Source organism: Paenibacillus radicis (ex Xue et al. 2023), from assembly GCF_024722015.1.
GTDB lineage: Bacteria > Bacillota > Bacilli > Paenibacillales > NBRC-103111 > Paenibacillus_S.
Map to the genome: position 1 here is coordinate 288261 of NZ_JANQBD010000007.1, position 22483 is coordinate 310743.

Genomic DNA, 22483 nt, shown 5'->3' on the forward strand with positions numbered 1-22483 from the left:
TCCCACTTATCGTTTGCCGGTCAGCTTCTTTTCGAGAAAAGCAACCGCCTGATACATAATTGTAGCTGCCACAGCAATTACAATTACACTGCCGATAACAAGCGTGAAATTGAACACTTGAAAGCCATAGATAATCAAATAGCCAAGCCCCTGCTTGGAAACAAGAAATTCCCCTACAATGACGCCCACCCAGGAAAGCCCTACATTAACTTTGAGAGTTGAAACTATTGTCGGATACGTCGCAGGCAATATAGCCTTCTGAAACACCTGCCGCTTACTGCCGCCAAATATACGGATGACCTTCGAATAATTCGGGTCAACCTCCTTGAAGCTGTTATAAACGACAAGGATCGTGATGATTACGGTTATCGATAGCGTTGTGGCGATGATGGATAGTGCTCCCGGTCCGAAGGCCACTATAAAAAGCGGGCCTAATGCAACCTTGGGCAAGCTGTTCAACACGACAATGTACGGATCCAGCACACGGGATAGAAATCCAAACCACCAAATAAGCGCCGCCACAGCCGTACCGAGCAGCGTTCCAAGCACGAAGCCTACAAGTGTTTCCCATAATGTTACACCTACATGCAGCAGCAGCGAGCCGTCCATCCATTTGGTGTACAGCAGTATCGCAATGCGGCTAGGTGAGCTGAACAGGAGAGCATCAATCCACAGCATCCGACTTGCAAGCTCCCAGGAAAATAATAAAACGACCAATATCGCAAGCTGCGTAATTCGGACCTGCCAGGTAACCTTTCGCTCTGTCGATAAAAACAAGCCGTATTCGCTCTGTGCCAAGGAAGCCGGAGTCGAGGGGCCGCTTAAGGAAAGTCCGTTTGAGTTCAATCCCGTACCCTGAGTTCGATTCATACTAGCTCCCCTCTCTCGACGTCCATATCTTCAAAATATCCCCATAATCGATGAAATAAATTATGAAAGCCTGCTTCTTCCCTTGCTTTTAACGGCAGCGCTTCACGTATGTTAAGGGGTACATCAACGGCTGCCAGGACCCTCCCAGGGTTAGGCTGAAGCACTATTATCCGGTCACTCATCGCAATAGCCTCAGTTATATCATGAGTGACCAGGATAGCTGTTTTATTTCGTGCAAGGAGTGTGACGGCCACCAAATCCTCAAGTTGAAGCTTCGTTTGGTAATCCAACGCGGAGAAGGGTTCATCCAGCAGCAATAAGTCCGGTTCCGTTGCCAAAGTGCGCACCAACGCTACACGCTGGCGCATCCCTCCTGAGAGCTGATGGGGATAGCGGTCGGCAAATTGGGAAAGCCCCATGTCATGCAGCAGCTCCAGCACCATTTCTTTGGAGGCGGAATCGCGCCTGCCCATCAGTTCTAGTCCGATAGAAGCGTTCTCATATATCGTACGCCAAGGGAACAAATAATCCTGCTGCAGCATATAGCCTACCCGCGGTGTCGGCTCTTGAATCAGCTCCCCGGAAACGCGCACCGTTCCTGTAGTCGGTATTAAAAGCCCGCTTATCAATGAAAGCAGCGTTGTTTTACCGCAGCCGCTCGGTCCGATCAGGCTGACAAACTCCCCCTGGTTTACCTTTAATCCTATACCCTCTAGTGCAAGATAGGCGCCTTGGCTGTTCACATAAACATGGGAGACCTCTTCCAGCTCTACGGCTGTTTGTATTGGCATGTTGAATCCCTCCCCCGCGCTTTAAGTTCCATAGCTTATTTTTAATGCCTCTGTACTGTATCGGCTGTTTACTTGACCGTTTGTTTAGCCTTCTCTGCAAACTGATTGTTGACGATCGTTTTGAAGTCCACCCTGCTCTTCAGTTCTCCGGCTGCTTCCATCACGTTTTGCAGGTTATTCCATTCTTGCTCATCAATAATTCCGTCCGTTGAGAAGGAACCCTGCTCTTTATAACGCTGTATGGAGCCTTTCAAAATTTCTTTATCCGTATCGGGGAAGAAGGATACAATGGCTGCTGTTATGTCATCCGCACTCGAAGCCTGCACCCAATTTTGACCTTTTTGCAAAGCATTGGTGAATTTTTGGAAAGTTGCATTATTCTTATCGATGTAGCTTTTTTTCGCCATAAATGCTGTATAAGGAAGCTTGCCGCTTTCTACGCCGAACGAGGCGACTACATAGCCTTTTCCTTGCTTTTCAAAGATCGTGGCTTGAGGCTCAAACAGCTGTACATACTCCCCTGTTCCGGAAGCATAAGCTGTCGCGATATTGGCAAATTCAATATTTTGAATCAGGTTCAAATCCTTTTGCGGATTGATTCCATACTTCTTCAATGTAAACTCACCGGCCATTTGCGGCATTCCGCCTTTACGTTGACCCAAAAATGTGCTACCTTTCAATGTACTCCAATCAAACTTTCCGCCGCTCAGAGGTTTCCGTGCAACAAGGAACGTACCATCTGTTTGTGTGAGTTGAGCAAAATTGATTACGGGATCTCCACTGCCTTGCTGCTGTACGTAGATTGACGTTTCCGAACCAACCAACGCTACATCAATTCCGCCTGACAAGAGCGCCGTCATAGTCTTATCTCCGCCAGGTGTAGTCGTCAACTCAATATCAATCCCTTGCTCCTTAAAAAATCCTTTATTAATAGCGGCATATTGTGGAGCATAGAACAACGACCTTGTTACTTCACCTATACGCACCTTAACTGCCTCTTCTGCTTTCTTCGGTCCACATGCAGTAACCATCATTATCATGACTAAAACCATTGCAAGCGCTGTGCCCCATCTTTTTGAGAACATCGGCCAGTCCCTCCATCTTGGGTTGTATTGTTGCAATAGTCTATGCAGCAGCCCAGAAAAAGGTTAATGAGGCTTTCAACCTTATCTTCTCAGCTTCGAAAGCAAACTTTTAAACTTGCGGTCAAGATGTTTTCTATGGCAGTATTCGGTATGATAAGATATGTAATTATATCCAACTAGAGAGGTGACGACGATGTCATTCGGAGCAAGAGTATTAAAAACAGGTATCGCAGTTACCTTATCCTTGTACATCAGTATTCTTCTGCATTTTTCAATGCCTGTCATAGCCGCAGTTGCCGCTATTTTTGCGATGCAGCCTTCCATTTACCGCTCCTGGCGCTATTTCTTGGATCAGATCCAGACCAACACTCTCGGGGCAGCTATGGCTTTAATTGCCGGTATGTTTTTATCGAAAGACCCTTTTGCAATTGGTATTGTTTGCATCCTCGTTATTATGATTTGCTTGAAGCTAAAGATGGAGGAAACTATAGGACTGACATTGGTTACTGTAATTGCTGTCATGGAAGCCTCAGGGCAGTGGGATTTTGCATTGACCCGGTTTCTGTTAAGCTTAATTGGTATTGGTTCGGCCTTTATCATTAACATTTTATTTTTTCCACCTAAGCCTAAAGAGCAATTTGTGAAGCAAATCCAAACCGTATTTAATAAGCTGTCACTGCTGCTAAGAACTGTTGTCTCTGATGAAATCAAGGAGTCGGTGTTCCGTGTGGAGAAGCATAGCTTGGAAAATGAGATCAAATCTCTGGCGCAAAAATACTCATTATTCGAAGAGGAGCTCAAAAAGCTCAAAAAGTCTAAATATAGTCAAATCCGACATTTGGTTGTATATAAGCAGATGCTAACGACTTTACATAAAGGCGCAGAGGTGCTTGACGCAGTGGAGCAGCATTACTTCCAAGCAGCAAGAACAGAAGAAATGGATGCCTATTTCGACCTCCATCTGGAAAAGTTCATCAAGTATCATGAGCATGTGCTGCTGAAATTTGGAGACAAGCTGAAGCCGGATAGCTCTGAGAACGAAAGGATGGAGCAGGTTAACGATGAATTTATGAAAACGATGATTAATGGCTATTCAGAGGAACGCGAAGGCTTGCTTCGCTTATCTATCGTGGCCGCGGCGATGTACGATTACTGCTTCCAGATTGGCAGACTCGACAAGCAGGTTGAGCAGTTCAATCATAAAAGCCCTGAAGAAAAGGAAACTGTAGAAAAGCTCCTATCCTGGTTTAAAAAGTAGCCACAACTGACAATAAGAAAAATGCCTTACGGCGTCCTTGGTGTACGTTCAACGATTGTGCGTTTTGGAGCGATGAGTGTGGGATTACGGCCGCTGTTGAAGTCGTGTTCCTTGAATGGAATGCTTACAGCGGGAGGAACACGAGCTTCAAAGGTAGGTTGCATACGCGAGCAGTTCCCGGAGGTGACGACCAGGGCGGACGCTTACGCTCCTCCCCTCCACACACTCTGAATATAACCCTAAACAACACGCCAGCACTGCACCCACGGAAGTGAAGGGTATATGGAGGTAATTGTTCCTTTATTACCTGAAAAGTCCAAAAATCAGAGTGATAAAGGAACAGCCAGTTCCGTTATTGCTCTCATTTTGTGCATAAATGCTCCAATCTGGCCAACATAACGGAATTCCCACTTCCACTATCGTCCCAGATTGAAGGCGGCTGATGGAATAACGGAACTCTCCGTTCCGTACAAAATCCTCTAGGGCTCATCGCCGCTCTAAGCTGTAGCTTTTCTAAGCAATATCAGACTTGTTCAGCTCCGCTGAAAACTTACGAAGTCTGATATTACAAAATACAAAAATCGGCATCCATTCACGATGATGTGAATGGATGCCGATTTTTTTCTGTTTACAAACCTTGACGTTTCTTCAGTATAATCATACTTCCTGCAAAACGGGCTGCTTGAACTCATGCTGTGTTTCATTATTAACAGTCCGGCCTTTGCCAAAAGGAATGCACATCGGCGTCCCATAGAAAGGATCCGGCAGCACTTGGCTTTCCATATCGAATACGGCACGAATCATGTCCGCGTTCACGATTTCCTCCGGTGCTCCTTCCGCCCAAATACGCCCTTCCTTAACAGCAACCATATGATGGGCATAACGGCAAGCCAGATTAATATCATGAAGCACCATGACAATCGAACGTTGCTCCTTCTCGTTTAGCTCATACAATAAATCCAGTACCTCGATTTGATGAGTAACATCCAAATAGGTCGTAGGTTCATCCAACAGTATCGTTTCCGTACCTTGAGCCAAGGTCATTGCAATCCAGGCGCGCTGCCGCTGTCCACCGGATAATGCATCTACCGTACGCTCTGTGAACTCTTCCATTCCTGTTGCTTTTAGAGATAACCGAACCATGCGCTCATCTTCTTCTGACCACTGCTGCAGCCAGCTTTGGTAAGGGTAGCGTCCCTGCTTCACCAGTTGAAGAACGGTCAGCCCCTCCGGAGCAGTCGGTCCTTGAGGTAATATAGACAGCCGCTTCGCAATTTCCTTCGTCGGCAGCTTAGCCAGCTCTTGCCCGTCCAGAACAATGGATCCCTTCTGCGGATTCATAAGACGAGCTAAGGAGCGAAGCAATGTTGATTTGCCGCAGCCGTTGCTGCCGATCAATACGGTAATCTTCCCTTTTGGTATGAGAACATTCAGATCTTTAAAAATCGATGTTGCACCGTAAGACAAACATAGGCTTTTTGCTTCCAATGTATGCATCCGTTAGTCATCTCCCAATGTTTATTTATGTTTGGCGGTTCCGATATAATAAGTAAATGAAAAATGGCGCACCGATTGCAGCTGTGAACACTCCAGCAGGAATATCAAGCGGGCTGAATAAGCTGCGTGCGGCTAAGTCAGCAAGCAATAGAATGAGCGCTCCAATAAGCGCTGATACGGGCAGAACACCACCGAATGCAGGGCCTACCAGCTTACGCGCAATATGCGGAGCCATCAAACCGATAAAGCTTATCGCACCGCCGATAGCAACAGCAGCACCTGCTAATGCTACACTAATCATCAATAATAAAAACCGATTCCTCTGAACCGCACTTCCAACTCCTACGGCAATCTCCTGCCCCAGCTCCTGCACATTAACTTCTCTTGCCAGCAGCAGCGCTATAGGCATTAGAATAAGAACCCACGGCATTAGCGTCCATACGTCCTTCACCCAAGAGACCCCATAGATGCTCCCTGTCATAAACGTCAACGCTTTATTAGCTAAAATAATAGGCCCGGAAATCATCAGCATGTAAGAAATGGAGCTGTAAGCTGCGGCCATCCCGATTCCGATCATTACCATACGTAAAGGCGAAACCCCATGCTTCCAAGCGAGTACGTAAATGAGAAAGGTAGAAACAAAAGCTCCAATTATTGCACAGACGGGTAACCACTGAATGCTAACCCGATCGCCAAGAAAAAAGAAAAAGCTAACAGCTCCAAGAGTGGCACCACCGGTTATCCCGATAATATCCGGGGAAGCCAGCGGATTACGTATCATCCCCTGCAAAATCGCTCCAGATACGGCTAACGCGCTTCCAGCCAAAACAGCTACAATCATCCGCGGTAGACGCAGAGTTTGGACAATGATGGAATGTGTCTGTTCGCCGCTCCCAAAAAACACTTTTATGACATCCAACGGCTGAATTCTAACCGAGCCAACCCCAGTGCTGATAATAAAAAGAACAGCGGTTATTACTGTTAGAACAATAATACTCCAAAATGTTTTCTTACTAATTAAAAAGGAAGCTGTCTTCCCTGTTCGAAAAGTAGTATATTTACTCATTTGCGTTCCACTCCTTTGCGCGCTATATACACAAAGAAAGGGACGCCAATCAATGCCGTAACGACACCTACAGGAACTTCCTTCGGCATGACAATGAATCTCGCTCCGATATCGGCAGTCAGCAATAACAGAGCTCCCAGCACAGCACAATAAGGGATCATCCAGCGATGATCAGGACCGACTAGAAATCGTGCAATATGCGGAATAATGATGCCCACGAATACGATAGGTCCCGCTGCTGCAACCGACCCGCCAGCGAGTACAATGACTACGACCGCTGCTCCCAGCTTGATAAATGCGGTCCGCTGGCCCAAGCCTTTGGCCACATCATCCCCCATCGCCAACACATTAATATGAGGTGATAAAATAAGCGCACCGATCAGGGCAACAGCAATATACGGAGCAACCGTAATCAGCATTTGCAAATCCCTGTTGGCAACAGATCCCACCAGCCATACCAATACTTGATCAAACGCTTTGCCGTTGGTCAACAGTATGCCCTGTGTAAGTGAAGAGAAAAAAGCTGTTACCGCAGCTCCAGCCAATGTGATTTTGACCGGTGTCATTCCATCTCTTCCAAGTGAGCCCAATACGTAAACAATAATCGCACTGGCTCCAGCCCCCACGAATGCGATCCATACAAATGGAATGTTCTGGGTAGCTGCCTCCATATAGCTTACTGATAGTACGATCAGAAAGGCTGCTCCCGCGTTTACTCCGAACAAGCTGGGTGAAGCCAGCGGATTTCGAGTTACCGCCTGCATGAGAGCTCCAGCGACAGCCAGGCTCGCACCAACAGCAGCAGCAATTAATGCGCGAGGTACTCGAGTAGATTTAATAATGAGATGCTCGTTCGAACCATTGAAGTGATTGTAGGCTTCGATTACAGTTGAGAGTGAATACGTTGAAAGACCAAACATAATGCTGCTTATCATGGACAGTAAACAAATAATGAAAAAAATAAGAAGTCCAATGATTTTAGTTCGTTTTGTGCGAAAGAATGCGTTCATAACAACCTCTGATCGTTTAAAATTTCTAGTATGTAAACCTTAATATTATTCTTCTTATTCTATGAGAACCATTATCACTTGTCAATGATTTTGAAAATCATTTTCAATTCGATATTGACAACGATTCAAATATTTATTAAAATCTTTATGGTAATGAGAATCATTATCAATTTTGTATTATACATACAGGGGGATATTCAACTATGTTAGGTAACTTTCTTCGCAAGCGTCTGACTACAAGCGGATCGATCGCCGTTATGCTAGTTCTTATGCTGCTCACAGCAGCATGCGGACAAACAGCTGCAGGTGACAAAAATACAGCAAAACCCGAAAATGGAGCAGCCGGTTCAGCCGAGCCAGTACGTACAGTTAGGCATGCTATGGGACAAACCGAGTTGAAGGGTACTCCCAAACGCGTTGTCATTTTAACAAATGAAGGAACTGAGGCCCTTCTTGCTCTTGGCATCAAACCCGTTGGTGCGGTCAAAGCATTTACAGGCAACCCATGGTATGACCATACGAAAGCCGAGTTGGAAGGCGTTACTCCGCTGGGCGAGGAATCTCAGCCCAATATTGAATTGATTGCTGGATTGAAGCCTGATTTAATCATTGGCAATAAATTGCGTCAAGAGAAAATTTATGATCAATTAAATGCTATTGCCCCTACCGTCTTCTCTGAAACATTGCGTGGTGAATGGAAAGGCAACTTCTCCCTGTACGCGGAGGCTGTGAATAAAAAAGTCGAAGGCGATAAAATTATTGCAGCATTTGATAAACGCATTGAGGATTTCAAAACAAAAGCAGGTCCAGAAAAACTGAGCAAAACCGTATCGGTAGTCCGTTTTATGGCTGGAAAAACTAGAATCTACTTACAAGATACTTTCACAGGTATTATCTTTAAACAAATCGGAATTGCCCGTCCTGCACCGAAAAGCAAAGAAACATTTGTAGACGAAATCGGCAAAGAACGCTTGCCTGAAGCAGAAGCTGACATGATGCTTTATTTCACGTATGATACTGGCGATGGCAAAGGAACTAAACAGGAGCAAGAATGGTTGAATGATCCATTGTGGAAAAACTTGAACGTTGTGAAAAGCGGCAATGTTCATAGAGTGGATGATGTGATCTGGAACACAGCAGGCGGAGTAAAAGCAGCAAACCTGATGCTTGACGGTCTTTACAAACTTTATGACGTGAAGCCTTAACTCACAGATTTCTTCTACTCTCAAACTCTCCATATAACCAAAGAGCCCCAAGCAGATGCGACTCACCGCTTCTGATCTTGGGGCTCTTTTCTCAATTACGATAATTGTTCTGAACTGGCTGCAATATTTTTCCGAGTATACCCATGCTTACAGCTTATAAATATCCCCGTACTTATCGTTAAAATATTGAACCAAATAATCGGGATTCAATTCTTCACCGGTCACAGACGTGATGATCTCGGTTGGAGTTAGTGCTTTACCGTGGCGATAAACCTTCTCAGCCAGCCAATCCTTGATCGGCAGCAGATTGCCGTCTTCGATCAACCCGTCGAAATTAGGTAATTCCTTGCGAATGGTGCGCATCATCTGGGCCGCGTACATATTACCGAGTGCATAAGACGGGAAATAACCAAAAGCGCCACCGGACCAATGTACATCCTGAAGCACCCCTTCCCCATTATTTGCTGGTGTTACTCCCAAGTAGTCTTTGTATTTCTCATTCCAAATCTCAGGCAGATCTGCTACTCTTATAGATTCACTGAACAGCTCTTTCTCAATTTCGTAACGCACCATAATATGCAAGTTATAAGTCAGCTCATCTGCTTCTATCCTAATTAACGATGGTTTTACTTCATTGGTGGCACGATAAAAATCTTCGACAAGCACATTGTCAAATTGCCCAGCATAGTTATTTTGCAAGTCGCCATAATACCTTTTCCAGAAAGGACGGCTGCGCCCGATCATATTTTCCCAGAACCGCGATTGCGATTCGTGTATTCCCATGGATGTTCCTGTGCAAAGCGGTGTGCCGATCAAATCCATCGAAATATTTTGCTCATATAACGCATGACCGCCCTCATGAATCGTACCAAACAACGCACTGTTCACATCATCAAGCAGGTAGCGGGTAGTAATGCGCACATCACCAGGATTGAGCCCCGTTGCAAAAGGATGAACCGTCTCATCCAACCGCCCGGCATCGAAGTCATATCCCATTTGTTTCAATATGTATAGGCTGAATTTCTTCTGCTTCTCTTTATCAAAGGTCTGTTTCAAGAAATCTGTCTTTGGTTGATGCGGTGACGCTTGGATGGCACTAAGCAACGGAACTACTTTCTCACGAAGCGCTCCGAATACTTGGTCGAGCTTAGCTACTGTCATTCCCGGCTCATACATGTCAAGCAATGTATTGTATTTATGTCCTTCATAGCCCCACAGCTCTATAAATTCGAGGTTTGTCGCAACAATCTTCTCCAGATAAGGTTGAAATTTGGCATAATCGGATTCATGTTTAGCGTCTTCCCATACGGACTCTGCTTGTGCAGTCAGAACAACATAATCTTGATATTTTTGTGGTGGGATTCGTTTGCTGCGGTCGTAATCCTTTTTGGATTCAGTTACAATTCTTTGCTCAATTCGATCCAGCTTGGAGAAATGATCCTTATCAGTCAAATACGCCAGCATCTCTCCCATTTTCTCAGAAACCGACATCTTGAACAATTCTCCAGATAAAACACCAACAACTTCTGAGCGCGCAGAGATTCCTTTCTTAGGTGCACCGGTTCGCATATCCCAGTAAATTAACCCCACCGCTTCTTCATAGCTTTTCATTATTTTCAAATACTCTTTAAACTCAGATAGCTTCTGTGTAAACCCGTTGGTTGTCATGAACCGTCACTCTCCTTTAATCGTATTTCTTTGATCATACTGTGTACGGAAAAGAGAAGCAAATCTATACGTATTTATGGTAAAATATATAGATAGAAAAGGAGTGGACACCTATGCACATCACATTCACTAATCAAGCCATTGAACAAATTAACAAGAAAATGACCACCGGTGCCGGGGAGCTAAAGCTTGTGTATGATTCGGAAGGCTGCGGCTGCGCTGCCAATGGTGTACCTACCTTATGGATCGTCAATCACGCCGAGGATAAAGAGTTGCGAGCCGAAGGTACTCCATTTGAACTGGTGTATGAGAAAAAGCATGAGGTTTATTTTGAGGACCGAATGACTTTGGATTATGAAGCTGGCCGCGGGAGTTTTGTTTTAAAGAGCAGTGGACAAATCTATAATGCCAATATGCTTCTTATAGACAAAAGAGAACAGCAGCTTTAAGGGTAGGAGCCCATTTTACATAAAATATTTTGGAGGGAATATATGTCAACCTTATTGTCTAACATTATCGATTACAACCAACAATTTGTTGAGACTAAAGAATATGAGCAGTTCCGCACTACCAAATTTCCTGATAAGAAGATGGTCATCCTGACATGTATGGATACAAGATTAACCGAGCTGCTGCCGCGAGCTATGAACTTACGTAACGGAGATGCTAAAGTTATCAAAAATGCTGGAGCTATAGTAACCCATCCATTCGGAAGCGTCATGAGAAGTATAATAGTGGCCGTCTATGAGCTTGGCGCGGAAGAGGTATTCGTTGTAGGACATTATGAATGCGGAATGACCGGCCTTAATCCTCAGGATGTGCTTGAAAAAGCGCAAAACCGCGGTGTCACCGACGACATGATCGCCACCTTGCGAAATGCGGGCATCAATCTGGACAAATTCCTTACCGGCTTCGATTACGTACATGATGGGGTTGTAAATAGCGTGAACCTGATCCGAAAACATCCTCTGCTGCCCAAAAACCTGCTTGTTCATGGCTTGATTATACACCCGGAGACGGGTCGTCTCGATGTCATCGATTGCGGTGATTGACAGTAGATAACAAAACCTTATATTAGAAAACAAAGGACTGCGCGGATTGGCTAACCATCCCCGCAGTCCTTCTTTATTATCTTCTCTACTCCTTGCGCAGCTTGGCCTCCAGCATATCGATCAGCTGCTGTTCAATATTTTTCCCTCCAGATCCGCGCCCAACTCCAGCTGGTGTATCTTCATCAGGATTATGCCGAGGGGGAGGTGTCTGCCCATCTCTTTCTTGGGCTCGTTTTGAAATAAATTCACTAATCATATTATACCGTTCTTCTTCACTTATCCCCGGCTGCTCCTTAAGCTCTCTATAATGATCCTTACGGATATTGGTTTCTTCCAGAAAATCATTTACATAGTGCTTTTGCTCATCCGTCAATATAGCCATAATTTTATCGTGATCCCATAATCCGAGCTCTCCGTCGTTACTGTTACTTTTAACTAAGGGAAGCAGCTTCTCCGCCTGCTTAGTGTTAATACTCAGATAGTCGCGCTTGCTCATTTGTAATAAACTTTGAAACAACAGTACCATTTCTCTCTCACGGCTGTTCTGGATGTCGTCCAGCCTTTCCTTCGTAGGAGCAGTATTAGCGGGTGATGCTACAGACGGAACTGGTGTCGCAGAAGCTGCACAGCCGCTCATTGTAATTGCTATAACACAGACTGCAATCCACAGACGCTTTGCATTCATAACCCAGCCCCATTTCTCACTATCGAAAACTCTTAGAGACAGAATAAGGGTTAACTTTGATTAAACTGTGAGTGATTTGTGAAAAATATGTAAATTAATAGCATCTATTTTCGCTCAATGGAAAGGTCAAAGTAAACTCTGTGCCGACACCAATTTCGCTTGAAACAGCTATGGTTCCTTTCATTCCGTTAACCAAATGCTTAACAATTGTCAGACCTAAGCCTGTTCCTTCAGATCCGGAGGCCCTGGAATGCTCCACTTTATAAAAGCGGTCCCAAATACGGTTCAGCTCCTCCTCTGCCATTCCAATGCCAGTATCTCGAATGACTATGACAGCATCCCCCTCCTCCGAGTACAGTTCAACGAAAATGCTCCCACCAGAAGGGGTGAACTGGATAGCGTTATAAAGTAAATTTTGCAAAATTTGTGCAAACCTGTCAGGATCCAATTCTGCGATCACTTCCACATGATTAGCATCCGGCAGCAGCTCATGCAGCATAATCTGTTTATCATTCATTGCTGTTCTAAGCAGGTCCAGCGTTTTTTCGATTTTCTCATTGAGTACAAGCGGCCGCAGTCGGAAAACATCCATCCCATTCTGAATTCGGGCTAAGTCCAGCAGATCATTAACAAGCCTTTGCAGACGCTGTACTTCATAATCGCAAATTTTTAAATAGTGACCGTATTTTCCCTCCGGAATGACCTTATCGTTCATCGCAATAATTAAACCGCGCAATGAAGTGAGCGGCGATCGCAGCTCGTGAGATACGTTAGTCAGAAATTCTTGTCTTGCGTCCTCCCATTGAACGAGCTGATCGACCATAAAGTTGAAGCTTTTGGCCAACTCTCCTACCTCATCGTCTGAAGTTACCGGCACCCTCGCTGAGAAATCACCGCCTGCCAGTTCCAATGCTGCACGGTTCATCATTTGAAGCGGTCCAGCCAGTTTGCGGGATAGCATATAAAGAATAATTCCAACCGTCAGCAGCGAAAATAATAAGGGTACAACAATGTTCCAGCGCACAGCGGCAAGCGCCTCACTCACTTCGACAGCCGGCACATTCAAGAAAATGACAATCGGCTTGCCATTCATCTGCGCTGGCCCATAATAAGTTAACAGGCCATCTCTGGCGCGCTCATCAATCCTGTATTGACTGGCAATGAAGCCAGAATTCCCTTTTAACCCTTCGATAAACAAAGTGTCCATCACTTTGGGAATGACGGATCCTTCCCTCTCGGAAGAGCCGTTTAACACCACGCCATGGGCATCGACTAACCACACGCTTCCATTTATACTTCTGGAAATAATCCTAATCCCAAACCGCAGCTCACGAGTTGAGATGGTTCCTTCCTGGACCGACGGCAGCAGCTTGGACACCTCACCGAATCTGGAAGAGAGCAGTTCTTTTTTATCCTTATAAAACAAGTCCGTAAAATAGGAATTCCAAAACAGTGCCAAGCCTACAAAAAACAATATACAAGTAACTAAAAACGATAAAAATATTTTGATGTAAAAGCTTTTTAGCCAATGATTAAGCATGGCGCGGCACCTCGAACGAATACCCTATCCCCCACAAAGTTTGGATCGACCAATCCGGGCTTGCGCCTAGCTTTTTACGTAAATTTTTGACATGAGCATCTACAGTTCGAGTACCGCCGCTAAAGTCGAAATTCCACACGTACCCAAGCAGATCTTCTCGGGAATACACTCTCCCGGGATTGGAAGCCAGAAAATGCAGCAGCTCGATTTCTTTGGGAGTTAAATCCATACGTTCCCCAGCCAATGTAACCCTGTACTGGGCAGGATCAACCATCAGCGCGCCAAATCGGAGTGTCTTCTTAACGGATTCGGACTGCGGACTGACAGCTACGCTTTGAGATTGAGTACGTCGCAGCACGGCCTTAATCCTCGCGATCAGTTCATTCGGATCAAATGGCTTAACGATATAATCGTCCACACCTAGATTAAAAGCCCGCAGCTTATCTATCGACTCGCCTTTGGCGGTGAGAAAGATAATCGGCGTTTGAGCAATCGCTCCCGGCTCGCTCCGAATGTGAGCACAAAGCTCAAATCCGGAATAGTCCGGCAGCATCACATCAAGCAATACCAAAGCTGGTTGATGCAACCTCAGCAGTTGTATAACCTCTCCTCCGCGATATGTAATAACCGGTTCATAAGAGGCATGCTCAAGATAGAGTCTGATCACTTCCACAATATTAGGTTCGTCATCAACTACAATGATTTTTCCCAGCTTAAGCTCAGCCACACTGCTCATTCTTTTACCCTCTTTGCTGCTTGTTTAATTTGCCGGCTCAGTTCCCGCTCCGCTATGACCTCACTACGGTCTCTTAAGGTATGCTTGTTAATCAAATACGTATTCGCAAAATCACTGGAACACTGCCACACCAAATTTTTTTCCATACTCTTCATGATACAAATTTTCTCCAGCTCAGTGTCTGCCAATGGAATATTAAAATCCTCATATTGAAAGCCAGGAGAAGTCAATTGCAGCAATCGATCCGTGAGCAGTCTGCGAAATCCTTCTGGCTCTATGCCAAGCTTATTTAGATCAGGATCGGTGAGATTATTTAATGAACTTTGCAGCATTTTCACCGCACCCGCCAAATTCCCTCTGCGCTGATGATAAAGTGACACCGCGACTTGAATGCAACCGACATAAGCCGTAGCTAACGGGTCCTCAGGATGCTCCTTCCAATATTCTTCAAGCACTTCATGGCATTCAAAAAAATCTCTCTGTGAATGAAAGTAAATTAAATAATCGATATAAGCTTGAGGATACTTGAACATGATTTCCCGCCTTTTGTATCTACATAAATTAATAAATGATTAGTCTTGTCACACAATGGATATTCTTATTGTATCAAGAAGGGATAAAAACTGAAACCTTTGAACCTATATTTCGTACTAAATGGATGAGGTATAATTTTACTCAAAATTAAGATGGAGGGTTAATGGTATGTGGAAAAAGTTATCCATGGTTATGCTGGCGTTAACGATTGCCTTTTCGTTTAGTGCCGTAGGCGTTGTAGACGCTGCAAAGTCTTACAGTGGTGGTAAGAAAAGCTTTAATTCGAACACGACTCCGAGTCAGAACAGCGGTGCCAACAAAGCGGATCCAAGCACTAGCGCTACAAAGACACCGAATGCTGCAACTAATCCTGCTGCACCTGCGAAGCCTGGCTTTTTTAGCGGTGGTTTGATGAAAGGCTTGTTGATCGGCGGCTTGGCTGGTATGTTGTTCGGCGGCTTATTCGGCAACTTGGGAGCTCTTGGTGACATCTTAGGCTTACTGGTCAATGTATTGGCTGTAGTGGCTTTGGTCGCCGTTGTAATCAAAATTGTGCAGCATTTCCGTAACAAACGTAAATTTAATGAAGAGCCTAAGCGCTACTAATCCCGGTCGATTAACGAGGTCATTTAAACATGAGACTATCAGAGCAAGAAATCATTAATGCCATATGCTTGCATATGGCCGAACGCAAACGGCTTCAACCGAATCAGATAGAGGTTGAGATGATGTGGGATGAGGACTACGGCTTCTCTGCAGAAGTCCTCGCCGAAGGTCGCAGCCAAATTATTATTGCGGCGAATATACTGGAGGCTATCGAGCGTTACTTGTTAACACAGCAAAACGTTCGTGTGTTCCGTGACCAAATCCATCTGCAATTGGAAGAGGAAATCGTCGCAGATATTAATGTTTAATCGATTACTAACTTCTCATCCTCAAGGACGAACGATTTGTCCAAAGTTGGGATTAGCCGATTAGTGAAATCTATACTTTTATTTACGCAGACAATCCCCTGTGCCGGTCAACCGGACAGGGGATTTTTATGTTATTCAAGATATTGTAACAAAATAGAGTGAATCTTCTTTCTACTATTTTCCTACGCAACTTACTAGTACCTTATTGCGTTTAATTTAGTAGATATAGTAGAAAGAGGCTGATGCATGTTGAAGCGCAATACCTTATTAATCGCGTCCGTTCTGGCACTGTTCCTTTCTTCAACCGGTACAGCGATGGCCGCGGACAAAACATCTAAATACCGGGTTTATCAGGACAACCATATTCTGATGGAAACACCAGATTACAAATCGGCTGAAAACTACGCCAAGCAATACACTAGCACTCATGTCGAAGAAATTTCTACACGCAAGTGGCTATGGAACAATTACCCTCGGTATAAGGTGTACCAGAGCGGGTTAAGCAGCTCCGCATGGGAGTTCGCCACACTGGATCAAGCTATCCGTGAGGCTTCCAAATGGGGACACGCCAGTGTCCGTGACCTTCAGTCCGACGGCTGGGTCTGGAACAATTACCCGAAGTACCGACTATATCAAGGTGATGCTACACTCGATTCCTGGGAGTTTAGCACTCTGAATGAAGCCATGGCAGAAGCAAAAAAGTGGGGCAATACTCATATTATTGAGTTAAGCAGCCACCAGTGGGTATGGGACAATATCCCTGACACCCGCAAAGCCGAGCTGCGTTCATCGCAGGATCGAATCTATCATGTCTATCAAGGCACATCTACTAGTGACGCTTGGTCATTTGCCTATCTCGAGGATGCAGTTAATGAATCTTTGAAATGGAGCAACTCTACCATTGTTAACAGCCAAATGAATAATCAGATCGTTTTTTCCAATGTGAAAAACTATCAAGTGTACCAGTACGATGCAAACTTGAATTCTTTTTTGAATCTGGATGACGCAATCGCTTATGCCAAACAGTTTGACCATACTCAAATCGTAAATATAGACCCTGCCCTCTCAGCAAGCAAACGCGTCATTTGGACTAATTATCCTTATTATCAAGTGTACCAAAGCGATCAATGGATTGCTGATTATTCCAGTATCTCCAACGCATTAAGTTATGCTATGGGCTACAGCAACGCTTCCATCCGTCTGTTGGATAACAGCTCGGTTATCTGGGATAATTACCGAAATTTACAGTTCTGGGGTTGGAACGGAAGCTCCAGTAATGACACCATTCGAAGTCAAGTGAACAATACAACAGGACTTGATGTCGTTTCCCCTACTTACTTCAGTCTTGCGGATAGCTCTGGAACAGTAACGGATACATCGAACAAAGATACAGTTGCATGGCTGCAAGCCCAGGGCCATAAGGTTATGCCGCTTGTAAACAATCAGTTTGATTCCGCACTTACCAGTCAATTTCTATCGAGTACCGCAGCACAAAATAAATTTATTCAGACCTTAGTCAATAAAGGCGCTGCCTTAGGTGTTGAGGGGCTTAATATTGACTTTGAAAGCCTTTCTGGCAAGGACCGCGCTGCCTTCACCAGCTTCATTAAGAACTTGACCACAGCTGCACATGACAAAGGCTTGCTCATTTCGATAGACCTTCCGCGTGGAAGCGTGAAATGGAATGCTCAAACGGCGTTTGATCATGAGAAGCTTGGGGAAACTGTGGATTACATTATCACGATGACCTATGATCAGTACTGGAAAGGCAGCACGGAGCCTGGACCTGTTGCAGGCTTGGATTGGGTTGAGGAAGGGATTAAGGAGTTTCTGGCTTATGGGATTCCAAGAGATAAGTTGATTATGGGAATTCCGTTCTATGTTCGCGAATGGCAGGTCGACAGCAGTGGAAATCTTCTTGATAACCGTGCGCTCCTCATGAAGGATTTGCCTGCGTTGATCGCGAGCAAGAAGGCAACAGTAACGTTCGACAACAAGTTCGGTCAATACAAGGTTGAGTATAAAGATAATGAAAATAAACGAGTGTTCTGGTTAGAAAATGAGGAAACCGTAAAAGCGCGGCTTGAAATCGCCAAGAAGTATGATATTGCAGGAGTAGCTGCATGGAGGCTTGGTTATGATGCTGCCGATTTGTGGAAAATGATGCTTCAACAAAAGTAGTATATAAAAAGATAAAAGCCCGACTCTCCCTCTCTGATGGAGTTTGTCGGGCTTTTGTGTTGTTTCAAGCTTATAGCTCTTCCAGTTCTTCTAAATCTGTGATTGGTGAATGACATGCAAAATTTTCACAAACACAAGGCATGGCCAGAAGGGGATTTCTGCACCGGACCAGCGAATGAGGTGGGCATGATAGGCTATTTTCCGGTGCGAGAAAGCCTTAAGCCAACTCGCTCATACAACCTTTATCCGTTACTTATTTCCAAGCTTTTGCCTCAATATGTTTTTTCTTGCGAAACATTCTCTTAAGAAGTCCTTCTTCCCTCTTTTTCTCAAGAATTTGTTTTACTCCACGCAGGAGGAGTTTGTATCTCATATCATCCTCATAACTAATCTTCCGTAATTCCTTAAAAAAGATTTGATTCATTAAATTTCCCTCCATTTTGCGAATTTCTGTCATATGGGTAATAAATGATATATCAAGGCATCATATTTGAACTTTCTATATAAACCCATGCCAAGTAGTTCTAAATATCTATATTATACATGGCTCGTCTCTCAAAATCCTCACAAAATAAGGACTTTTGTCGTAATATGTAGAATTTTAAGGAATTATTCTGAAAATCGTAGAGATTGGCTCCTTATTTTTAGCAATAATTAATAAAGAAGCAGCGACACTATAAACTTAATTCCTCAGTTTAATAATTTTTTCAAGTCTCATACTAATTTTTCCCATAGTGTGTTCAAAAACAAAAAGACCTCCGTCACTCTTCTTTTAGAGTGAAGCAGATCCTTTGTTCTTCTGTTGGATTTATGTCTATAAAATTCAATTATACCTTTTCATTATCACTCAACGAGTCGAACACTATTTGAGTAGCTTTAATTAATCCATAATCCCCATTACTTTTGTTGTATGTAAAATAATAATTATGGCTTTCTTTAGTATCTATACATAATTCAATTGTGCCGATTTTATTAGTAATTGAATAATTTTCAATAATCAAATTATTTTCAGATAAATACAACTCAATTTCTTCTCGAAATAAATCACTTGATTGATTTAATGTATTAATATTGCTTATGTAGACATCTTCCATTGTAAACAAGTGACATCACTCCCCTTAAGAAAATGATACCACGCAATAATAGTACAGACTACTTCCAAATACATGAAATCTACATTTCAAAGGGAATGTGTTCCAGTTTCACATTATTAATCAGTTGGACATATCAGGAGTACTTCTGTCTGTGAATTATTTAACAGATATTTATTTCTTCGGATGATACCATTATCTTATTAAAATAAATCTAAAGGATGGTATGAATGCCGCGGAAAATACTTCGAAGTCAGTCAGCTGAGTACCCATTTTCTGTTAAATCAAACGAAACTAGAGTTTTAACTCGTGAAGGTAAGGGAACTATTACGGACAGAACAAATGAATGGATTTATGTAAAACTAGACAAGAATAGTACAATAATCAAGACTAGTATCTTTATTGTTGAATTGCTTGAGACCGCATAAAAGCGGTCTTTTCAATGCAAAAATGCTCATTTACAAAATCGCAAAACACAGGACTTCTCAGCATCCCATTCTTAGTCCAGTTCTTCGTTTTAACCTTCGCTTTAATCACTGGTTCCATATACACCAAACTCTTGTTTCCCTTATATAGTAGACGCTGTCTAAGGCTGCTTAATGCCTCTTTATGTTTCGGTGTAACTCCTAGCTCAATTATTCCAACAGAACGAACCGACTTCATTCTCCACTGAAGTTAACCAGCCAAAGTCATTCTTGCGATAACCAGCGATATACACATCAGCGTATGTCCAATTAATAACCTTTTGCAAGACCATGAACGTTTCTTATTCTTCATTACAATTCCTTCTAGTCCATTCTGCTGTACTATATTGAAATAATCTGTTGAATTACCCTCAAATTATTTCATTTTCTTAAAGTATTCATTTTCAACATAGGATTCCTCTAACTCCTTACGTCTCATTAAGGGTACGCCAGTTACATCAATGCCTCTATATCAGATAATATCAAACGCAACAAATGTAACTGGAGTTTTATCTTTTTTGTTCTGAAATTTCTTCTGCAAGCCTTCGAAATCAGGATTGCCTTCCCGATCTGTCACAATTAGCTCACCATCTAGAATCGTACCTATTTGTACAGGACAGTTAGTTAATAATTCGGGAAACTTATCGGTTACATTATTCTTCTTCTTCGTGTATAGTTGCGGCTTATCCATATGAGACATGATAATTCCTCCAACAATCTAACTTAAGTTCAGTTACATGGTTGGAGGAATTATAAGGTTCATTGTTTTTGGCATATTGTAATAGCATTGGAGAAATAAACATTTTCATCACCTTATGCCATTTTACAACATAGAAACAAATACTGACTAAGGTAAGTATTGTTAAATTAATATTGAATTCTTCTATGATTTTTCTTATTAGGGATAAATTTAAATAAATAAATAACCAAACTGACTCAATTTTGAATACTAGTAACTTTCCCCGTTTCATCGAAATAGAGGTAACTATTATTATAATTGCTCCCTCTATATACCCATTGCTCGTTATAACTATATTTACTGGAATACTTGTTGATGTCATCTGGAGAACCCCAAGCTAGGGTTGCCATTTCTTTTGTCATACCTATCTTTACATAACCTTGACGGATAGTAGATTTAATACTTTCATTCCAAGTAAAACTACTAAGTGGGTCATAAGTTAAAAAGGTTCTTTTTATGGTCTCCATAGAATCAAAATTAATGGTATATTCCTTTTCAGTATTTACTAATGTGACCTTTGCTCCACTATAACTAACCACAGTTTGCATGGTATATTTTTCATCAAAAGAATTATAACCAATTGATGAACTGCTGCTCCATAGGACTGGATTTTTACTCCAAAACTCTTCTGCGTTAGCATCTAATTTCAACTGCTTTGCGGATCTCTCTATAGTGAGCTTTTTCCCATATGTATTAGCCCAAGACACACCCTTGCTATAGTCTCCAGCGATGATATCAATTCTACCATCTTCACCATACGCAATTTGCATATCTACATAATCTTGAAGAAAGACCAGTGGTGCATACAGTACATAATCCTTAGAAACAACAGGATAATCTAATCTTACCGAATTAACTTCCATACTTGTTCCGAAGTAAGTCATTAGATTTTGGTCTGCTTTAATTAGCAAGATCCTATAAGGATGATTAATCCTTAAAACCCCTTCATAGTCTTCAGCAGACATATTAAGATGACCTAAGACACTCCAGAGTGGCACATAGATAATATTATTCTCTACAAAAGGACTGTGCTCACTATCTAATTTCTTGTTATTGATATAAACAGTATAATTTGATTTATCAGCAAGTGCAGACATAGGTGAGATTAAAGAAAATACAAGCATCATGACAATTAATAATTTTGGTACGTTAATCACAAGACCAACTCCTTTGTATAGGCAAATTCTCCTAGTACATTTTACCAATACTTCAGGATTCTAGTCTAGTTATAAATATAAGTTAATAACTTATAAGTATTATACAACCCAGAAAACAATTATTTTATCAGTATGAACTAACTGACATTTGCATTTATTTATGATACACTTTACAAATTCATCTAATATTGTCCATCCGTAAACTAAAAACAGTGGAATTATTTTAATTTAAACCCAGTAAATGGATATTTATTAGATTAATGATTGTGCCTCCCTATTTATGTGAAATCAAACGCAAAGAAGCGACTACTTAAATTCTAAATAGCCACTCGTATGTATACTATTCACTTGCATCTACAGACTCCCAATAACTTATTCCTCGCTAAACTCTATCTCATTAAAATCAGTAATATGTGTTAATTGATTATTAGTCCCAAGAATATCAACGTCAAACAATTCTTTAAGTGGTTTATCCGTGACTTCGATTCTATTATCTCTCTGCTTCCACTGCCCGTATACTTGTTTGCTCACCTCAAAAGGTACCAAAGGCTTCAGTGATCTCTTACTATGAACCACAATAATTCTATCCCCATCCATTGATACCACAACATTGTTTTTATAAAGCATCTGCAAATGCTTTTTCTTTTCTGCCTGATTTGTGCTCATACGTTCCCCTCTTTAGTTAATTCTACATTCCAATGGATATTTAAATAACACAACTTCTAATTTTACACTATCTAACTGAACAAAAACTAAACAATAGTATCAAATAGAAGATACGTTTCATTGCAGAAATCAATTTAATATTATTTTTGGATCTCTGTCAAGAAAGTAGACACTCAAATAAGAGATATCACACAACCTTTTTGTAATACATGGCCTCGTATTGATCCGGTGAAACATAGCCCAAAGAACCATGAATTCTCTTACGGTTGTAAAA

The 22483-nt window shown here is 42.6% G+C and carries 23 protein-coding genes; 7 read left to right on the forward strand and 16 right to left on the reverse strand.

From position 1 onward, the window contains the following. Positions 1-6: 6 nt before the first annotated feature. The 3 genes from NV381_RS12010 to NV381_RS12020 all read right to left on the reverse strand — a co-directional run bounded on the left by NV381_RS12010 (position 7) and on the right by NV381_RS12020 (position 2746). Complete coding sequence (locus NV381_RS12010) at positions 7-870, reverse strand: ABC transporter permease (RefSeq protein ID WP_258213519.1); 864 nt, start codon at positions 868-870, stop codon at positions 7-9. Further along, positions 867-1655 (reverse strand): ABC transporter ATP-binding protein, encoded by a 789-nt coding sequence (locus tag NV381_RS12015; protein ID WP_258213555.1) that lies wholly within the window; start codon positions 1653-1655, stop codon positions 867-869. Before NV381_RS12015 ends, NV381_RS12010 begins: the two co-directional genes overlap by 4 nt. A gap of 74 nt (positions 1656-1729) precedes the next feature. Beyond that, a complete protein-coding gene (locus NV381_RS12020) occupies positions 1730-2746 on the reverse strand; it encodes an ABC transporter substrate-binding protein (RefSeq protein WP_258213520.1) in 1017 nt (338 codons plus the stop codon). A 193-nt stretch (positions 2747-2939) separates the two neighbouring features. On the opposite strand from NV381_RS12020, the gene NV381_RS12025 reads away from it, so the two are divergent. Continuing rightward, positions 2940-4004, forward strand: a complete 1065-nt coding sequence (locus NV381_RS12025; protein ID WP_258213521.1) for an FUSC family protein — start codon at positions 2940-2942, stop codon at positions 4002-4004. 657 nt (positions 4005-4661) lie between these two features. Here NV381_RS12025 and NV381_RS12030 read toward each other — a convergent pair. The 3 genes from NV381_RS12030 to NV381_RS12040 are packed head-to-tail and all read right to left on the reverse strand — an operon-like array spanning position 4662 to position 7577. Beyond that, positions 4662-5501, reverse strand: coding sequence for an ABC transporter ATP-binding protein (locus tag NV381_RS12030; RefSeq protein ID WP_258213522.1), 840 nt, complete (start codon positions 5499-5501; stop codon positions 4662-4664). A gap of 25 nt (positions 5502-5526) precedes the next feature. Next, complete coding sequence (locus NV381_RS12035) at positions 5527-6567, reverse strand: FecCD family ABC transporter permease (protein ID WP_258213523.1); 1041 nt, start codon at positions 6565-6567, stop codon at positions 5527-5529. Beyond that, entirely contained in the window at positions 6564-7577 is a 1014-nt protein-coding gene (locus NV381_RS12040; protein ID WP_258213524.1) for a FecCD family ABC transporter permease, read from the reverse strand. The genes NV381_RS12035 and NV381_RS12040 overlap by 4 nt, the downstream gene beginning before the upstream one ends. A 203-nt stretch (positions 7578-7780) precedes the next feature. Here NV381_RS12040 and NV381_RS12045 point away from each other — a divergent pair, with 203 nt between their 5' ends. Next, on the forward strand, positions 7781-8782 hold the full coding sequence (locus tag NV381_RS12045; RefSeq protein WP_258213525.1) for an ABC transporter substrate-binding protein: 1002 nt from the start codon (positions 7781-7783) through the stop codon (positions 8780-8782). Between the two features lie 147 nt (positions 8783-8929). Here the strand turns inward: NV381_RS12045 and NV381_RS12050 are convergent, their stop codons facing one another. Next, complete coding sequence (locus NV381_RS12050) at positions 8930-10450, reverse strand: carboxypeptidase M32 (RefSeq protein ID WP_258213526.1); 1521 nt, start codon at positions 10448-10450, stop codon at positions 8930-8932. Between the two features lie 113 nt (positions 10451-10563). Between NV381_RS12050 and NV381_RS12055 the strand changes: the two genes are divergently transcribed. Together NV381_RS12055 and NV381_RS12060 are read left to right on the forward strand one after the other, a co-directional pair. Next, entirely contained in the window at positions 10564-10899 is a 336-nt protein-coding gene (locus NV381_RS12055) for an iron-sulfur cluster biosynthesis family protein (RefSeq protein ID WP_258213527.1), read from the forward strand. A gap of 42 nt (positions 10900-10941) precedes the next feature. Beyond that, positions 10942-11502 carry a beta-class carbonic anhydrase gene (locus NV381_RS12060; protein WP_258213528.1) on the forward strand — a complete coding sequence of 187 codons (561 nt, stop codon included), beginning with the start codon at positions 10942-10944 and terminating at the stop codon, positions 11500-11502. A gap of 85 nt (positions 11503-11587) precedes the next feature. On the opposite strand, the gene NV381_RS12065 is transcribed toward NV381_RS12060, so the two are convergent. From NV381_RS12065 to NV381_RS12080, 4 genes are all read right to left on the reverse strand, one after another. Further along, on the reverse strand, positions 11588-12187 hold the full coding sequence (locus tag NV381_RS12065) for a hypothetical protein (protein WP_258213529.1): 600 nt from the start codon (positions 12185-12187) through the stop codon (positions 11588-11590). Positions 12188-12281: 94 nt separating this feature from the next. After that, positions 12282-13727 (reverse strand): sensor histidine kinase, encoded by a 1446-nt coding sequence (locus tag NV381_RS12070; RefSeq protein WP_258213530.1) that lies wholly within the window; start codon positions 13725-13727, stop codon positions 12282-12284. Then, positions 13720-14463, reverse strand: a complete 744-nt coding sequence (locus NV381_RS12075; RefSeq protein ID WP_258213531.1) for a response regulator transcription factor — start codon at positions 14461-14463, stop codon at positions 13720-13722. Before NV381_RS12075 ends, NV381_RS12070 begins: the two co-directional genes overlap by 8 nt. After that, complete coding sequence (locus tag NV381_RS12080; RefSeq protein ID WP_258213532.1) at positions 14460-14996, reverse strand: DUF309 domain-containing protein; 537 nt, start codon at positions 14994-14996, stop codon at positions 14460-14462. The genes NV381_RS12075 and NV381_RS12080 overlap by 4 nt, the downstream gene beginning before the upstream one ends. 169 nt (positions 14997-15165) lie before the next feature. Between NV381_RS12080 and NV381_RS12085 the strand changes: the two genes are divergently transcribed. The 3 genes from NV381_RS12085 to NV381_RS12095 all read left to right on the forward strand — a co-directional run bounded on the left by NV381_RS12085 (position 15166) and on the right by NV381_RS12095 (position 18092). Next, positions 15166-15603: a hypothetical protein gene (locus tag NV381_RS12085; protein WP_258213533.1), complete on the forward strand. Its 438-nt coding sequence runs from the start codon at positions 15166-15168 to the stop codon at positions 15601-15603. A 29-nt stretch (positions 15604-15632) separates the two neighbouring features. After that, complete coding sequence (locus tag NV381_RS12090; RefSeq protein ID WP_258213534.1) at positions 15633-15911, forward strand: YxcD family protein; 279 nt, start codon at positions 15633-15635, stop codon at positions 15909-15911. A 246-nt stretch (positions 15912-16157) separates the two neighbouring features. Beyond that, positions 16158-18092, forward strand: a complete 1935-nt coding sequence (locus tag NV381_RS12095) for a glycosyl hydrolase family 18 protein (RefSeq protein WP_258213535.1) — start codon at positions 16158-16160, stop codon at positions 18090-18092. A 253-nt stretch (positions 18093-18345) separates the two neighbouring features. On the opposite strand, the gene NV381_RS12100 is transcribed toward NV381_RS12095, so the two are convergent. The 5 genes from NV381_RS12100 to NV381_RS12120 all read right to left on the reverse strand — a co-directional run bounded on the left by NV381_RS12100 (position 18346) and on the right by NV381_RS12120 (position 22209). Continuing rightward, a complete protein-coding gene (locus tag NV381_RS12100) occupies positions 18346-18516 on the reverse strand; it encodes a hypothetical protein (RefSeq protein ID WP_258213536.1) in 171 nt (56 codons plus the stop codon). 403 nt (positions 18517-18919) lie between these two features. After that, positions 18920-19195 (reverse strand): hypothetical protein, encoded by a 276-nt coding sequence (locus NV381_RS12105; RefSeq protein ID WP_258213537.1) that lies wholly within the window; start codon positions 19193-19195, stop codon positions 18920-18922. Positions 19196-20119: 924 nt separating this feature from the next. Next, positions 20120-20347, reverse strand: a complete 228-nt coding sequence (locus tag NV381_RS12110) for a hypothetical protein (RefSeq protein ID WP_258213538.1) — start codon at positions 20345-20347, stop codon at positions 20120-20122. A 236-nt stretch (positions 20348-20583) separates the two neighbouring features. After that, the gene (locus tag NV381_RS12115; protein WP_258213539.1) at positions 20584-21543 is read right to left on the reverse strand and encodes a stalk domain-containing protein; all 960 of its coding nucleotides are present in this window, start codon (positions 21541-21543) and stop codon (positions 20584-20586) included. A 372-nt stretch (positions 21544-21915) separates the two neighbouring features. Continuing rightward, complete coding sequence (locus NV381_RS12120) at positions 21916-22209, reverse strand: hypothetical protein (protein WP_258213540.1); 294 nt, start codon at positions 22207-22209, stop codon at positions 21916-21918. Between the last annotated feature and the right edge of the window lie 274 nt (positions 22210-22483).